The organism is Pseudomonas sp. P179 (assembly GCF_000478485.2).
Lineage (GTDB): Bacteria > Pseudomonadota > Gammaproteobacteria > Pseudomonadales > Pseudomonadaceae > Pseudomonas > Pseudomonas aeruginosa.
In genome coordinates this window covers 6,009,720-6,025,214 of record NZ_KI517354.1, presented here as the reverse complement: position 1 = coordinate 6,025,214, position 15,495 = coordinate 6,009,720, and the positions used below count along the sequence as shown (strand labels likewise).

The 15,495-nt window shown below is 68.2% G+C and carries 14 protein-coding genes; 6 read left to right on the top strand and 8 right to left on the bottom strand.

Features of this window, described 5'->3' with window-relative positions:
• The first annotated feature begins 162 nt into the window (after positions 1–162).
• Both HMPREF1224_RS40135 and HMPREF1224_RS40130 read left to right on the top strand, forming a co-directional pair.
• Positions 163–1,185 (top strand): transporter, encoded by a 1,023-nt coding sequence (locus HMPREF1224_RS40135; protein ID WP_010794057.1) that lies wholly within the window; start codon positions 163–165, stop codon positions 1,183–1,185.
• A gap of 60 nt (positions 1,186–1,245) precedes the next feature.
• Positions 1,246–2,037: an EcsC family protein gene (locus HMPREF1224_RS40130; RefSeq protein WP_003106675.1), complete on the top strand. Its 792-nt coding sequence runs from the start codon at positions 1,246–1,248 to the stop codon at positions 2,035–2,037.
• Positions 2,038–2,152: 115 nt separating this feature from the next.
• On the opposite strand, the gene lasA is transcribed toward HMPREF1224_RS40130, so the two are convergent.
• The 8 genes from lasA to fan1 all read right to left on the bottom strand — a co-directional run bounded on the left by lasA (position 2,153) and on the right by fan1 (position 12,039).
• On the bottom strand, positions 2,153–3,409 hold the full coding sequence (gene lasA / locus HMPREF1224_RS40125; RefSeq protein WP_003144675.1) for an elastinolytic metalloprotease LasA: 1,257 nt from the start codon (positions 3,407–3,409) through the stop codon (positions 2,153–2,155).
• A 281-nt stretch (positions 3,410–3,690) separates the two neighbouring features.
• Positions 3,691–4,116, bottom strand: coding sequence for a hypothetical protein (locus HMPREF1224_RS40120; RefSeq protein ID WP_003120217.1), 426 nt, complete (start codon positions 4,114–4,116; stop codon positions 3,691–3,693).
• A gap of 282 nt (positions 4,117–4,398) precedes the next feature.
• The gene (acpP, locus tag HMPREF1224_RS40115) at positions 4,399–4,638 is read right to left on the bottom strand and encodes an acyl carrier protein (RefSeq protein WP_003106681.1); all 240 of its coding nucleotides are present in this window, start codon (positions 4,636–4,638) and stop codon (positions 4,399–4,401) included.
• A 167-nt stretch (positions 4,639–4,805) separates the two neighbouring features.
• A complete protein-coding gene (gene gspD, locus HMPREF1224_RS40110; protein ID WP_003106682.1) occupies positions 4,806–7,136 on the bottom strand; it encodes a type II secretion system secretin GspD in 2,331 nt (776 codons plus the stop codon).
• The gene (locus HMPREF1224_RS40105) at positions 7,123–7,650 is read right to left on the bottom strand and encodes a type VI pilus biosynthesis protein (protein ID WP_003113617.1); all 528 of its coding nucleotides are present in this window, start codon (positions 7,648–7,650) and stop codon (positions 7,123–7,125) included. Before HMPREF1224_RS40105 ends, gspD begins: the two co-directional genes overlap by 14 nt.
• Before the next feature lie 141 nt (positions 7,651–7,791).
• Positions 7,792–8,001 carry a hypothetical protein gene (locus HMPREF1224_RS40100; protein ID WP_003088087.1) on the bottom strand — a complete coding sequence of 70 codons (210 nt, stop codon included), beginning with the start codon at positions 7,999–8,001 and terminating at the stop codon, positions 7,792–7,794.
• Positions 8,002–8,090: 89 nt separating this feature from the next.
• Positions 8,091–10,367, bottom strand: coding sequence for an ATP-dependent DNA helicase (locus HMPREF1224_RS40095; protein ID WP_010794056.1), 2,277 nt, complete (start codon positions 10,365–10,367; stop codon positions 8,091–8,093).
• Positions 10,360–12,039: a nuclease Fan1 gene (gene fan1, locus HMPREF1224_RS40090; protein WP_004343071.1), complete on the bottom strand. Its 1,680-nt coding sequence runs from the start codon at positions 12,037–12,039 to the stop codon at positions 10,360–10,362. Before fan1 ends, HMPREF1224_RS40095 begins: the two co-directional genes overlap by 8 nt.
• A gap of 133 nt (positions 12,040–12,172) precedes the next feature.
• Between fan1 and HMPREF1224_RS40085 the strand changes: the two genes are divergently transcribed.
• From HMPREF1224_RS40085 to modC, 4 genes are all read left to right on the top strand, one after another.
• The gene (locus tag HMPREF1224_RS40085) at positions 12,173–12,823 is read left to right on the top strand and encodes a TetR/AcrR family transcriptional regulator (protein ID WP_003098214.1); all 651 of its coding nucleotides are present in this window, start codon (positions 12,173–12,175) and stop codon (positions 12,821–12,823) included.
• A gap of 114 nt (positions 12,824–12,937) precedes the next feature.
• The gene (modA, locus tag HMPREF1224_RS40080; RefSeq protein WP_003098213.1) at positions 12,938–13,693 is read left to right on the top strand and encodes a molybdate ABC transporter substrate-binding protein; all 756 of its coding nucleotides are present in this window, start codon (positions 12,938–12,940) and stop codon (positions 13,691–13,693) included.
• A 12-nt stretch (positions 13,694–13,705) separates the two neighbouring features.
• Positions 13,706–14,392 carry a molybdate ABC transporter permease subunit gene (gene modB / locus HMPREF1224_RS40075; RefSeq protein WP_003088068.1) on the top strand — a complete coding sequence of 229 codons (687 nt, stop codon included), beginning with the start codon at positions 13,706–13,708 and terminating at the stop codon, positions 14,390–14,392.
• Between the two features lies 1 nt (position 14,393).
• Positions 14,394–15,479: a molybdenum ABC transporter ATP-binding protein gene (gene modC, locus HMPREF1224_RS40070; protein ID WP_003120220.1), complete on the top strand. Its 1,086-nt coding sequence runs from the start codon at positions 14,394–14,396 to the stop codon at positions 15,477–15,479.
• The last annotated feature ends 16 nt before the right edge of the window (positions 15,480–15,495 follow it).

Sequence of the window (15,495 nt, the reverse complement as noted above, 5' to 3'; positions counted from 1 at the left end):
GCACCTCGTAGTTCGTCGGCGCGAGGCGACGGCAAGACGACCCCGACAGTTCCAACGGAAAGCATCGCCGGGCATCCCGCGAAGCGGCCTTCATCGTCCTGCAATCAAAGCGTCATCGTCACGATGCCAAGTTATCCAACCGATCCTCTCCCGCGAGCGACCATGCATCACGGTATCTCCCCGCCCCAGGACGCCGACCTGTTCGGCCTGATCTACGGCTTCCGTTTCCGTCCCGGCGAAGCGGGCCGGGAAATCGACTCGGCCACCGCCCTCGCCTGCCTGCGGCAGGCCCCCGAGGAGGCGCCGGACGAGTTCCTCTGGCTGCACCTGAACCTCGCCCATGCCGCCTGCGAGCGCTGGATGAAGAAGCATCTGGAACTGCCGGATTATTTCTTCGAAAGCCTGCGCGAGGGGTCGCGCTCGACGCGCATCGAACACGTCGACTCGGCGCTGCTGGCAGTGGTCAACGACGTGGTCTTCAACTTCGGCCTGGTCTCTTCGGACGTCGCCACCCTGTGGGTCTGCGCCCGTGGCCGGCTGCTGGTCAGTGCACGAGCGCAACCGCTGCGCTCGGTGGACAAGCTGCGCTCTTCGGTGAAGCACGGCGAACCTTTCCGTTCGCCCCTGCAGTTGCTGATCCACCTGTTGCGCGACCAGGGCGACGTGCTGACCCAGATCGTCCGCGAAACCAGCGTCGCAGTGGACCGCATCGAGGACCAGCTACTGGCCCTGCGCCTCTCCGCCAACCGCGCCGACCTCGGCGCCATGCGGCGCGTGCTGGTACGCCTGCAACGCCTGCTGGCGCTGGAGCCCGGTTCGCTGCTGCGCCTGCTCAACCGACCGCCGGAATGGCTACAGGATGCCGACCTGCGTGAGTTGCGCGAAGCCACCGAGGAGTTCTCCCTGGTGATCAGCGACCTGACCGCCCTGGGCGAACGGATCAAGCTGCTGCAGGAAGAGATCGCGGCCAAGCTCAACGAACAGAACAACCGCATCCTCTTCACCCTGACCATGGTCACGGTGCTGGCCCTGCCGATCAACATCGTCGCCGGCTTCTTCGGCATGAACGTCGGCGGGATTCCCTTCGCCGACGATCCTGAAGGCTTCTGGATCATGCTCGTGCTGGTCGCCAGCTTCACCTTCCTCGCCGGCCGCTGGGCCTTCCGCAAGCGCGGCGACTATTGAGCGTGGACAACGCCGGCGGACAGTGGTTAGGTTGACCGACCACCGTCAGCCGGACCTTCCATGAGCCTTTCCCCCGCCGATCTCAAGCAACTCCAGGCCGCCAAGAACCTGCTGGAGAACCCTGGACTCACCGCGCAACTCACCAGCCTGCTGGGCACGCCGATCGAATACGGCCTGAAGAAGCTGCCACGGAAGGTCAACGAGAAGCTCGGTTCGGTGATCGAGGGAGCGCTGCTGAAAGTCGCCCGCTCGGCCACCGCCACCCTCCAGGAAAACGCCAGCGGTCAGCCGGCGAACCGCCTGCATACCCTCGGCGCCGCCGTTTCCGGTGGCGTCGGCGGCTTCTTCGGGCCGCTGGCGATGCTGGTCGAGGTGCCGGTCACCACCGGCATCATCTTCCGTTCCATCGCCGACATCGCGCGCAGCGAGGGCGAGTCGATCAGGGACATGGACACCCTGATGGCCTGTATCGAAGTCTTCGCCCTCGGCGGCAAATCCGCCTCGGACGACGCGTCGGAGTCCGGCTACTACGCGGTGCGTACGGCGCTGGCCCAGCAGGTCAAGGCGGCCGCCGACTTCCTCGGCAAGGACGCCGGCAGCAAGAAGGCCGCGCCGATGCTCCTGGCCCTGGTGCGCAAGGTCGCCGAGCGCCTGGGCGTGCAGTATTCGGAAAAGCTCGCGGCGCAGATCGTGCCCATCGTCGGTGCCCTCGGCGGCGCGGCGATCAACACGGTGTTCATGAACCATTTCCAGGCCATGGCGCGCGGTCACTTCGTCGTCCGCCGCCTGGAACGCCACTACGGCAAGGATGTGGTTCGCGACGCCTACGCCCTGCTGCCCCGGCGCGGCTGAGCATGCCGGCCCACGCGGTCAGCCTGGCGCCGGGCGCGGCGGCAGCGACGCGCCAGCTGTTCAGCGCCGTTTCGCTCGCGGCGGAGCCCGGGCTGGAGCCGGGCCCCGCGCCGACTCAGAGCGCCAGGCCGGGGTTGTACAACGGACGGAAAGCGCAATGGGTGGTGCCGGCGCTCTGGTTGTAGAAATAGTAGCGGCGACAGTCGTTGTCGTAGTTGCTGGTGCCGACGTTGATCCGGTACGGACCGAAGCTGGCTCCCTGCAGGGAAACGAAGGCGCCGTTGTAGAGCAGCGAGAAATGCAGGTGCGGTCCGGTGGAGCTGCCACCCTCGCAGAGCGCGGTGTTGATGTTGCCGGCATAGACGCCGAGCTTGGTGTCGGCGCTGACCTGCTGGCCGTTGCTCACCTGGATCTGGTCCATATGGTAGTAGTTGGTCGCCCAGCCGCTGGGGTGGGTCACCCGTACCTGGCAGCGCGACAGCACCCGTACCGTACCGGCGTGGGCGGCGACCACGCTGTAGGTCGCACTGCCCCAGCGCGGCCAGTCGTAGGACGCATCGAAGGACGAGTACGGATAGCCCGAGCCGGTGTTCGAATGCGCTCCGTTGGGCTGCCAGGAATAGCCCTGGCGCCAGGGCAATTGCATCAGGTTGGATGGCGGCGCCAGCGCGGCCTTCGCCTGGAGTTGCCGGGCCACGCGGTTGCGCGGCTGCAGGAGTTCCGCGGCCGGGGTGCCGAACAGGCGCTGGAAGGTCTGCGCGTAGGCGCCGAGCGGATTGCCGCCTTGCACGGCGGAGGCCTTCGCCCCCTCTCGCAACAGACCGAGCAGCGCGGCCGATGCCGCGTTCAGGCCGTCCTCGCCGACGGCCTTGCGCGCAGCCGCCTGGCGCAACTGGTATTCCTCGAAACCGTAGTAGCGCCGCGACAACTGCTGCAACACGTCGCGGACCTGGGCATCGAAGCCGCGTTTCGCCGACAGCCGTCCCAGCGGCGCCGCCAAGGCGCGCTCGTCCGGCGCCCCCAACGGCCCGGACTGCATGGCCATCAGGGTCAACAACACTTTCGGGTTGATGCTGTAGTAGCCGCTCCAGTGCTCCAGGTATTCGCTCTTGTCGCGCAGCGCCGGCGCGTTCAAGGCCAGGTAGGCCTCGAGGTCGAACGCCTCGGCGTCGCGACCGTAGAGGAACAGGTCGTCATTCAGCGGCAGGGCCACGCTGGGCAGTTGCAACTGGCCGAGTAACTCCGCCGAATAGCGGAAGGCCGGCAGGCCATCGTCATGGGCATTGGCCGTACCGCCCACGGCGAGCGCCAGCAAGACGAAGAGGAACGGCGAGCGCGAACTCGCCATCGCGCGGGATCTTTTGTGCTGCATGGGTAGCTCCTGGTCATCGAAGGGAAACCTTGAAAGCCAGCAGCCCGGCGACATCGCCTCCGACGGGATAGCCTGGTCCGCTCCGCCGGTATTTCGCCCAGGCCGGGTTGCACGCCGCAGGACCGTGCAACGCCGTCACCCGGGAAGACAACTATCAGCTTTTGCAGTAGATCCGGTGCCCCGCTCCGTCCGGCTGTAAAGCGTGCGGCAGCGCACTCCAACCGAGCCGAATCGATCACAGAACGCCAGGCGTCGGAAATACTTCGATACAGTCTGCGCGCTCAGCGTTCCTCGTCGGAGGAACCGTCGAGCGGATCACGACGCGCCAGCTCGGCCTCGTCGAGGCCGTGGCCGGCTCCGATCTCGTTGCCATGCACGACCCTCAGGCGCTTGTCCGCGGGCGATTCGCCGCCGCGCTCGGCCGGCGAGCGGGCGCCGCTTTCGTCGATCAGGGTTTCCGGCGCCAGATCGTCCATGCCGACGTTATCCTGGTAACCATCGTCCTCGTCCGGCTGCCCGCCAGCGTGGCCCGCCTCGCGTACCCGCCGCGAGGAAAATTCGGCCTCCACCTCGGCCTCGGGCCGCTCGTCGCCGATCCGCGCCTTACGCGCCTGGCGGCGCTCGTCGAAATCGAGCTCGCGCATCGAACCCATGCGGTCCTGGATATCATCGATTTCCTGGGGTGTTGTTTTCCGTCGTGTAGCCATGACGACCTCCGTTACGAATGGCGGGCACGCGCCGGGAATGGCACGCTGCCCTTGTTCGGTCGACCGGCGAGGCGCGGGAAGATTCAGGAAATCCAACCGACGGCGGCCGCCTCGCAATCGCGGCGGCGGGCAAAAAAAAGCCGGATCGGCCCGGGGCGGGCTGGACGATCCGGCGTAATCGAAGCGCGGGACGTCGCGCACCTTGCCGCCGGCACGGGCGGGAGGTGGCGCACAGCGTTTCGCAGGGAATGACCACGGCATCGGCCGGTGGTCCAGGGGGAGTCAGGTCGGCACGGCTTCCTCGAGATAGTCGATGGCCTGGCGCACGGTCTCGATCCGTTCCGCATCGTCATCGGCGATCTCGACGCCGAACTCCGCTTCCAGGGCCATGACCAGTTCGACTACCTCGAGCGACTCGGCACCGAAGTCGTTACGGAAGTCGCTGTCCAGCCGGATGTCGCATTCCTCCACGCCGAACCGGGCGGCTACCAGTTTCCTCACTCTGGTCTCGATGTCGTCCATGCATTGCGGTCCCACTGCCCGGCCCTGGAAAAAAGTGCGGCTACTAAAGCCTCCGTCCCCGCCAGCGACAACTGCCAGATCTGGCAGTGGCGCTGCGCTGGAGCGCGGCCGCCGCAGCGCGCCGGACAATCCGGTGGACGGAGCGCGACGCGAGGATTCGAAGTCCGTCACAGGGCGCTTCCCGGCGTATGCGCAATCACCCGCGCCTTCCCTCGCGGCAGGCTTTCGGGCAGTTCCGCCAGGGCCCGGCGTGCCTGCTCCGGGTCGAGGTAGTCGCCCCGCTCCACCGCGAACAGCTCCTGGCCATCGCGCAGTTCGCGGCGCAAACGCAACGACAGGCCCGGATGCCGCTCGATCAGCGCGCGCATGAAGGCTTCGCTGCTGCCCTCGACCAATCGCACGGCGTAGCGCTGGGGTGACGGCGGCTGCGGCGCGTGCGTGCCCTGGCGAACCTCCAGCACCTCGCCGCCGCGACCGTCGCCCAGGGACGCCGGGTCCGCCAGGCGCGGCTTCTCCATCAGCACCGGGGCTGGAGCCGGATAGCTGCGCGGCGAGCCAATAGGTGCCGGTGCGACCTGGGCGGCGGGACGCAGGTCGATGGCGCCGGCATCCTCGAACAGCGGGCGCGCCGGTTCGCCGGCGGCACCGCGCAGCAACTGGATGGAACGGTAACGGCCATGGCTGATGCGCTCCAGGCCGGCGGCATCGCGGACGATGCTCGGTCGCAGGAAGACCATCAGGTTGCGCTTCACCCGGGTCTCGCGGGACGAGCGGAACAGCCGGCCGACGCCGGGGATGTCGCCCAGCAGCGGTACCCGCGAATCGCTGCGCTGCAGGTCGTCCTGGATCAATCCACCGAGGACGATGACCTGGCCGTCGTCAGCCAGTACGGTGCTCTTGATCGAGCGCTTGTTGGTCACCAGGTCCACCGCCTTCGCCGCCAGGGTGGCGGTTGGCGCGATGGAGGATATTTCCTGCTCGATCTCCAGGCGCAGCATGCGGTCCTCGCCGATGTGCGGCGTGACCTTGAGGGTCACCCCGATATCCTTGCGCTCGACAGTGGTGAACGGATTGCTCGAACCGCTGGCGCTGGTGGTGTAGCTGCCGGTCTGGAACGGCACGTTCTGGCCGACCAGGATTTCCGCCTTCTGGTTGTCCAGGGTCAGCAGGCTCGGCGTCGACAGCAGGTTGCTGCGGCTATTGCGGCTCAGCGCGGTGACCAGTGCGCCGAAATCGCGACTGCCGAGGCCGACTATCGCACCGTCGGGCAGCTCTGCCGGCGGCTTGCCGGCCTGCAACGCGCCCAGCAGGGTGCCGATGGACAACCCGCTGTCGGCGAAGCCAGCGCCGCCGGCGACATGCCCGCTACGCAGCGCCCATTGCACCCCGAGGGCGTCGCCGATCTCGCCGGACAGCTCGACGATCGCCGCCTCCACCAGCAGTTGCGCGCGCGGCACGTCGAGCTGGCGGACGATGTCCTCGAGCAGGCCGACATCCTCCGGGTCGGCGAGGATCACCAGGGCATTCAGCGATTCGTCGGCGCGCACCAGCAGGCCGCGCTTGCCGCTTCCCCGGCCATCCTGGCCCCGCTCGCCGTGCAGCGATTCGCCGATCTCCCCGAGGGTGGCGGCAAGGGTCTTGGCGTCGCCATGGCGCAGGCGGATCACCCGGCTGTTCGCCGACCGCGACGAGGGGACGTCGAGCGACTGCGCCAGCCGCAGCAAGCGCGCTCGCGCCTGCGGCGGACCGAGCAGGACCAGGCGGTTGCTGCGGCTGTCGGCAAGGACCTGGACGGTGGCGGCGCTCTTCCCGGCGGCCGGGGTGACGCTGCGATCGAGCACCTCGGCGATTTCCGCGACCCAGGCATGGCGCATGTCGTAGATGCTGTAGTCATGTTCGCCGGCCCGGTCGAGGCTGCGCACGATCGCCTCGATGCGCTCGATGTTGGAGCGGCGGTCGCTGACGATCAGCGCGTTGGCCGACGGTACGGCGGCCAGATGGCCATGGGCCGGGACCAGCGGCCGGATCATCGGGATCAGTTCCGCCACCGAGGTCTGCTGCGCCTGGACCACCCGCGTCTCCAGGCTGCCCGGCCCATCGCGGACGGTCTTCTGCGCGGCGTCCTGGCGTGCCTCCATGTTCGGCACGATACGCGCCTGGTCGCCCTGCGGCAGCACCGCGTAGCCATGGGTGGCGAGCACCGAAAGGAACAGCTGGTAGACCTCCGCCAGGCTGAGCCGCGCCTGGGATACCACCGTGACCCGCCCCTTCACCCGCGGATCGACGACGAAGGTCTGGCCGCTGATGCTCGATACCTGCTCGATGAAGTCGCCGATCTCGGCATCCTTCATGTTGATCGTCCACTGCTCTTCCTCTTGCGCGGCGGCAGTCTCGGCAGGTGCCGGATGGACCGGCGGCGCCAGGCCGAGGACGGCCAGCGACAGGACCAGGAACAGCGGAGACAGGCGCTGGGCGGAACGGGTACTACAACGTGGCATGGGTGGTTTCTGCCCCTTCGGCTTTGGGGAAATACAGACGTTCTTCATAACCCTGGTCGCGCAGCACCACATGGTCGCGATGAACCGCCAGCAGCACGGTGCCGGGGCGCACTTCGGCGCCCGGCAGGAAGCGCTGCGAGCGCCCGGCCACCGCGATCAGCGCCGCCGAGCGGTCCTCGCGACGCGCCAGGAAGCAGGCCAGCAGGCGCAATTGCAGACGCTCGCCCGCCGTCGCGCCGCGCGGCGACGGAGCGCCACCGAACAAGCCGGCTAACGCCGCGCGCGGGGCCGCTGAAGGGTTGGCTGGCGGCGCCGGGGCCGCTGCGGCGGGCAATTCCGCCAGCTCGCGGCGCAGCGAGCGCGTCTGGCTGGCCAGGCTGGCGCTGAGCAACGCCAGCAGCAGCACGCAAAGCACAGCGGGCGCATGCCCGGCCAGGCTGCGCAGGGAAACGAAAGACGATGGAAGGTGACGCGACATGCAGCAGGCGGATTCCGGCAAACGGGCGCGCTGCATCGACGCGGCTCGCCCAGGGGCGGCGAGCATAAGGGATGGGGCTGCGGCCTACGGCCGCGAAAGGGCAAAACTGTTAAGGCTGCCCGCTTTGATCCTTCGTGGCGGGAACTGGCCCACAAAACGCCAGGCGCGGGAAAGGCCTCAGCGCTTGCCCATCGAACGACGGGTACCGCGCGGCGCCATGCCGGGACGCTGGCCCTTGTCGTGGATCTTCCGCTGCGGATAGAGCTGGGCCTGGTTCTTCTTCGCCAGGGCGGCCTTCAGCAACGCGCTGGCGTCGCTCGGCGCGGCCTGGGCCGGAGCGTCGTCGGAGGAAAGGGCCTGGGGAAGAGCGTCGGGAGCGGAAGCCATGGCGTATCCGGATCGGGGGAAATCGTGGGGACGCGATTATACATGGCTGTCCGGCTGTCCGGCAGCACCTGCCGGCGTATCGCCACGGGTCAACGCAGTTGCCACCAGCCCGGCAGCAACCGGCGCACCCTGGCCTGGGCGAAACGGTCGTCGATCAGGTGCACCACGCCGCGATCGCTGCGGCTGCGGATCACCCTCCCGGCGGCCTGGACCACCTTCTGCAGTCCCGGATACAGGTAGGTGTAGTCGTAGCCGTCACCGAACAGGCGCTGCATGCGCAGGCGGATCTGCTCGTTCACCGGATTCACCTGGGGCAACCCGAGGGTGGCGATGAAGGCGCCGATCAGGCGCTCGCCAGGCAGGTCGATGCCTTCGCCGAAGGCACCGCCGAGCACGGCGAAGCCGATGCCCTCGCCGCCCGCGACGAAGCGCTCAAGGAAGCCTCGGCGCTCCGCCTCGTCCATCCGTGGCGTCTGGCTCCAGCACGGCACCCACGGGTATGCCTGGCGGAAGACGTCCAGCGCCTGCTGCAAGTAATCGAAACTGCTGAAGAAGGCCAGGTAGTTGCCCGGCCGCTGGCGAAACTGCTCGCCGAGAATCGCTGCGATGGGCGCCAGGGATGCCTGGCGCTGCGCATAGCGCGTGGAAACCCGACGCTGTATGTGCACCTCCAGTTGCTCGGCGCTGAATGGCGAGTCCACTTCCAGCCAGGGCGTGCCCGCCGGCAGGCCGAGCAGGTCGGCGTAATAGTCGCGCGGCCCGAGGGTAGCGGAGAACAGCACGGTGGAGCGGCTGGCGGCGAAGCGCTCGGCGAGAAACGCCGCCGGCACCACGTTGCGCAGGCACAGCCGGGCCAGGCTGCGGCCGTTGCGGCCTGGGCGCTTCTCGATGTCGAACAGCGAATGCTCGCCGAACAGCTCGGCGAGACGGCCGAACTGCAGGATCGCGAAGTAGAACTCCTGCAACGCCGGCTCCAGCGCCTGCGGTTGCTCGGCGAGCAGGTCGTTGATCGCCGCCACCGCGTTCTGCAAGGCCAGGAGCAGCTTCTGCGGAGGCTCGTCGTAGGCCTGGTAGTCGTCCGCCTGGGTCTTGGCCAGTTCGTTCCAGGCACGCTGGATGCGCTCCAGCGGTTTCCTCAGGGCCTCCGGGGCGGTTTTGCGCACACCGAGGAAATCGCCCTGGTCGAGTTCGGCGGAATACATCCGCCGGCCGCGCTCCACCAGGTTGTGCGCCTCGTCCACCAGTACCGCCACCCGCCACTGGTTGACCTGGGCCAGGCCATGGAGCATGGCGCCGAGATCGAAGTAGTAGTTGTAGTCGCCCACCGCCAGGTCGCACCAGCGCGCCAGTTCCTGGCCCAGGTAGTAGGGACAGACCCGGTGCGCCAGCGCCACCTCGCGCAACCGCGCCTGGTCCAGCCAGCGCGCCTCCACGGCGGCGGCGCGGGCCGCCGGCAGGCGTTCGTAGAAGCCCTGGGCCAGGGGACAGGACTCGCCGTGGCAGGCCTTGTCCGGGTGCTCGCAGGCCTTGTCCCGCGCCACCAGTTCCAGCACCCGCACCGGCAGTCCGCCGGTCTCCCCTTCCAGGCTGCGCAGGGCATGCAGCGCTAGGGCCCGGCCCGGGGTCTTGGCGGCCAGGAAGAACAGCCGGTCCAGGCGCTGCCCGGGCATCGCCTTGAGTTGCGGGAACAGCGTGCCGATGGTCTTGCCGATCCCGGTCGGCGCCTGGGCCATCAGGCAACAACCGGCGGAGGCGGCCTTGTACACCGCCTCCGCCAGTTGCCGCTGGCCGTGGCGGAATTCGGCGTGGGGAAAGCGTAACGCGGCCAGTTCGCGGTCGCGCCGCTGGCGGTGCGCCAGTTCCTGCTCGGCCCAGGCGAGAAACGCCTGGCACTGGCTCTCGAAGAACAGCCGCAGCTCGTCAGCCCGCACCCGCTCGACGAAGCGGGTCTCCTTCTGGCTGCCGACCTCCAGGTAGACCAGCGCCAGTTCGACTTCCTCCAGCTTCCGTTCGGCGCAGAGCAGCCAGCCGTAGACCCTGGCCTGGGCCCAGTGCAGGTGCCGGTGGTTGGCCGGTTGCAGGGCGAGGTCGCCGCGGTGGGTCTTGATTTCCTCCAGGCAGTTCGCCTGCGGATCGTAGCCATCCGCCCGGCCGCGCACCTGCAAGTGACGGTAGCGTCCGTCCAGCGCCACTTCGCGCTGGTAGTGAGCGGGGCGCCGGGAGGTCACCAGGGTATGTCCGGCGATGCCTTCCAGGGCGCTGGGCGACGGGGTGAAGCGCAGGTCGAGGTCGCCGCGCTTGGCGCTGAACTCGCAAAGCGCGCGCACCGCCACCTGGTACAGCGCCTCGCCGCCCTGCTCAGTCATCGACATGCCAGCGCACGTAGCAGACCGCCACCGGCATCTCCCGCTCGCGGCAGAATTGCAGCCAGCGCAACTGGTTGTCCTGCAGGCGGTCGCCCGGTCCCTTGACCTCGACCATCCGGTAGCGCCGCTGCGCCGGCCAGAACTGGATCAGGTCCGGCAGGCCGGCGCGGTTGCCCGGGATATCCTCCAGCAGGCGTTCGAACCAGGCGCGCAGGTGGGCCGCCGGCAGGCAATCGAGCGCCTGTTCGAGCAGTTCCTCGCCAAGCAGTTCCCAGTAGACGAAGGGCGACTGCATGCCGAACTTGTCGCGGTAGCGACAGCGGATCGCGTCGCGGTAGCTGCCGTCCTCCAGCCGTCCCAGGCAGGCCTCGAACAGGGCGGCGCGGCGCTGGCGGAAGTCGGCGCTGTGCAGGTCCGCCGGCGCGCTGTGGAAGGGATGGAAGAACGCCCCGGGAATGGCGGCGAAGATCGCCTCCCAGCAGAGCAGCCCGAACAGCGAATTGATCAGGCCGTTCTCGACGTAGTGCACCGCGCAACCGGGCTCTTCCAGGTGCTCGCGAACCGCCCACTCGACGCTACAGGGTTCGCTCGGGTACGCCAGGCACAGGTCCAGGCGGTCGATTTCAGGAGCCGCCGCCCGCGCCTGTCGCGGCAGGCCGAGCTTGCCTTGCAGGCGCGGCAGCAATCGGGCCAGGCCCTGGCGTTCGGCGTCGCTTTCCGGCGCACAGCTGGCCTCCCGCGCCAATGCATGGGCTTCGGCGAAGCGCTCGCCGCGTTCCAGGCTGCGAATCGCCCGCAGGCGCGCGCCGGGGTGGCTGGATTGGCGATAGAGCCGCTGGGCCAGGTCGAAATCCCGCTGCTTTTCGCAGTGCTGGGCGAACTGGAACAGCAGCTTGACCCGCCGCCCTTCCAGCCAGGGATTGGCGTAGGGTTCGCCCGGCAGGCCGGCGAGCAGTTCCTCCAGCGGCTCGCCGAGGTCGAAGCGCTGGCGGCAGTCGAACAGGTGGAGATAGGCGTCGACGTCGGCGCGCAGGCGAAAGCCGCGGGAGTCGGCGGAAAACTCGACGCTTTCGTAACGATAGATACCCAGGTCGGCAAGGACAAACTCCGACCAGTCCTGCCACAGGTTGCCGAAATACATCAACCGCAACCGGTCGCAGAGCGCCATGCAGCGCAACTCGTAGACCGGTTCGGCGAAGTCGGCCTGCCACTCGGCGAGCCGCCGCGCCTCGGGGAACAACGGCTGGAGCCGTTCCAGCAGCGCATCCTTGCGCAGGTTCGCGCGCCCGAGATGGTCCCTGAACAGCTGCGACAATTCGTCCTTCCTCAGCAAGCCGAACAGTTGCGCCAGTTCCAGGGTCGGCTGCGCGTCCACCCAGCCCAATGCCAACAGCGGTTGCACGGCGGCGCGCGTGTCGCCGATCTCGGCATAGGCCAGCTTGCCTTCGCGGAACAGCGTGCCCTTGCGCATCACCATGCGCACCAGCAGGGCCTGGCTGGCCTCGGGCAGCTCGGCGAACGCGGCGATGAAGGCACGTTCCTGATCGTCGAGCAGATCGGCATAGCGTTCGCCGATCCAGGCGAGCACCGCGCGGAAGTTGTGCAGGTAGTAGAAGGGTTCGGGAAGCGCTGGGGAATTCACGGGAAGCGGAGCCTGGTACTGTTCATGCATACAGATACCAGCGCCCCCACGGCTTGGCAATGCGCATCCGATCAAGCGTCGCCGGCCTGACGACGACTATCCAGGCACAAGATGTTCGTTATATAAAAATATTAACAACGAAACCTGCCCCGTATCGGTCCCGATGAAGAAGATCCGCCAACGCAACCTGCAACTGATCCTCGACGCCGCCTGCGAAGTCTTCGCCGACTGCGGCTTCAGCGCCGCCCGGCTCAGCGACGTCGCCGAGCGCGCCGGCGTGGCGAAGGCCAACGTGCTCTATTACTACCGCTCCAAGGCGCAACTCTACGAGGCGGTGCTGGACAGCATCGTCGAGCCCCTGCTGGAAGCCTCCCGGCCATTCGCCGGCGACCAGCCGCCCGCCGAGGCGCTACGCGCCTACGTCGACAACAAGATGCGCATCGGCGCCGAGCGGCCGCACGCGGCCAGAGTCTTCTCCTGCGAGATCATGCGCGGCGCGCCGCGCATGCCGGCGCCGCTGCTGGAACGCCTCGACGCCCAGGCGGAACGCAACGCCGAGCGCATCCGCCAGTGGATCGACGAAGGCCTGCTGGCGCCGCTGGATCCGTACCACCTGCTGCTCAACCTGTGGGCGATGACCGAGTCCTATGCCCTTGGCGGTTGGCAACTGGCGCGCCTCACCGGCCAGGCCGGGCTGGACGCAAGCGACTACCGGCAGGCGGCGGAAAACATCGTCCGCCTGGTCTGCGCCGGCTGCCTGGCACTCCCCGGCGAGGCCGCGCCGCGTCGGCGTTTCCGCGCGCTGGCCGGCTGAGCGACTTGCGCCGGATCAATTTCCGCGTAGCGCTATATTCCAAAAGCCATAGCGAACCCCTAAGCTTGCGCCAGCCCCGTCCGCCAACTTCGTTCGCCCCCACAGGAGCACTCCATGACCACCCGCCTGCCCCAGCTATTGCTCGCCCTCCTCGCCAGCGCCGTATCCCTGGCCGCCAGCGCCGACGAGGTGCAGGTCGCCGTCGCGGCCAACTTCACCGCGCCGATCCAGGCCATCGCCAAGGAATTCGAGAAAGACACCGGGCACAGGCTGGTCGCCGCCTACGGCGCCACCGGCCAGTTCTATACGCAGATCAAGAACGGCGCGCCGTTCCAGGTGTTCCTCTCCGCCGACGACAGCACTCCGGCGAAACTGGAGCAGGAAGGCGAGATCGTGCCCGGCTCGCGCTTCACCTATGCCATCGGCACCCTGGCACTCTGGTCGCCCAAGGCCGGCTACGTCGACGCCAAGGGTGAGGTGCTGAAGAGTGGCAGCTTCAGGCACCTGTCCATCGCCAACCCGAAGACCGCGCCCTACGGCCTCGCCGCCACCCAGGCGATGGACAAGCTCGGCCTCGCCGCCACGCTCGGGCCGAAGCTGGTGGAAGGCCAGAACATCAGCCAGGCCTACCAGTTCGTTTCCAGCGGCAACGCCGAACTGGGCTTCGTCGCCCTGTCGCAGATCTACAAGGATGGTAAAGTCGCAACCGGCTCGGCCTGGATCGTTCCCGCCGAGCTGCACGACCCGATCCGCCAGGACGCGGTCATCCTCAACAAGGGCAAGGACAACGCCGCCGCCAAGGCCCTGGTCGACTACCTGAAGGGCGCCAAGGCCGTCGCGCTGATCAAGTCCTACGGCTACGAACTCTAAGGCGGGACCTGCATGGCGTTGCCACTCGACAGTACGGACCTGGCGGCCATCTGGCTGACCATCGAGCTGGCTTCGCTCACCACCCTCCTCCTGCTGCTGATCGGCACGCCCATCGCCTGGTGGCTGGCGCGCACCCGCTCCTGGCTGAAGGGGCCGATCGGCGCGGTGGTGGCCCTGCCGCTGGTGCTGCCGCCGACGGTGATCGGCTTCTACCTGCTGGTCAGCATGGGTCCCAACGGTTTCATCGGCCAGCTCACCCAGAGCCTCGGTCTCGGCACCCTGCCCTTCACCTTCGCCGGTCTGGTGGTCGGTTCGGTGTTCTACTCGCTGCCCTTCGTCGTGCAACCGTTGCAGAACGCCTTCGAGGCGATCGGCGAGAAACCGCTGGAGGCTGCCGCGACCCTGCGCGCGAGCCCCGTCGACCGTTTCTTCAGCGTGGTCCTGCCGCTGGCCCGGCCGGGTTTCGTCACCGCCGCGATCCTCGGCTTCGCCCATACCGTCGGCGAGTTCGGCGTGGTGCTGATGATCGGCGGCAACATCCCGGAGAAAACCCGCGTGGTCTCGGTGCAGATATTCGATCACGTCGAAGCCATGGAATACGCCCAGGCCCACTGGCTGGCCGGCGGCATGGTGGCGTTCTCCTTCGTCGTCCTCCTCGCCCTCTATTCGGGCCGGCGCCGCCGGCCGGGCTGGGCCTGAGATGGACGGCCTGCGCCTGCGCTTCCGCCGCGCCTACCCCGGCTTCGAACTGGACATCGACCTGGCTCTTCCCGGTCGTGGCGTGACCGCTCTGTTCGGCCATTCAGGCTCCGGCAAGAGCACCTGCCTGCGCTGTATCGCCGGCCTGGAAAAGGCCGCCGAGGGCGAGGTGACGATCAACGGCGAGACCTGGCAGGACAGCCGCCGCAACCTCTTCGTCGCGCCCCACCGGCGTGCCCTCGGCTACGTGTTCCAGGATGCCAACCTGTTCCGCCACCTGACGGTGCGGCGCAACCTGGCCTTCGGTCTCAAGCGCATCGCCGCCGCCGAACGCCGCGTCGAGCTGGAACAGGCCTGCGCCCTGCTGGGCATCGAGCACCTGCTGGAACGCATGCCGGAACGCCTCTCCGGCGGCGAGCAGCAACGCGTCGGCATCGCCCGGGCCCTCCTCACCAGCCCGCGCCTGCTGCTGATGGACGAGCCTCTGGCATCCCTCGACCTGAAGCGCAAGGGCGAGATCCTGCCCTATCTCGAGCACCTGCACGAGGAACTGGACATCCCGGTGCTCTATGTCAGCCACTCGCCAGACGAAGTGGCGCGCCTGGCCGATCACCTGGTGCTGCTGGAGAACGGCAAGGTCCGCGCCAGCGGGCCGATCGGCGAAACCCTGGCGCGAGTCGACCTGCCGCTGGCGCTGGACGACGATGCCGGGGTGGTGATCGAGGGCACGGTCAGCGACCACGACCCGGCCTACGGCCTGCTGACCCTGGTCCTGCCCGGCAGCGCGCTGCAAATGCGCGTCGCCCACGCCCCGCTGGCCCCCGGCAAGCGCCTGCGCTTCAAGGTACAGGCGCGCGACGTCAGCCTGAACCTGCGCGACGACGCCCAGAGCAGCATCCTCAACCGCCTGCCGGTACGGGTCCTGGAATTGGTCGATACCGACACCGCGGCCCACGTCCTGGTGCGCCTGGATGCCGGCGGCAATCCGCTGCTGGCGCGGATCACCCGTTACTCGCGGGACCAGTTGCAACTACGACCCGGCCAGCTGTTGTGGGCGCAGATCAAGTCGGTGGCGGTGCTCGCCTGACCCCGGCCTCGCCTGC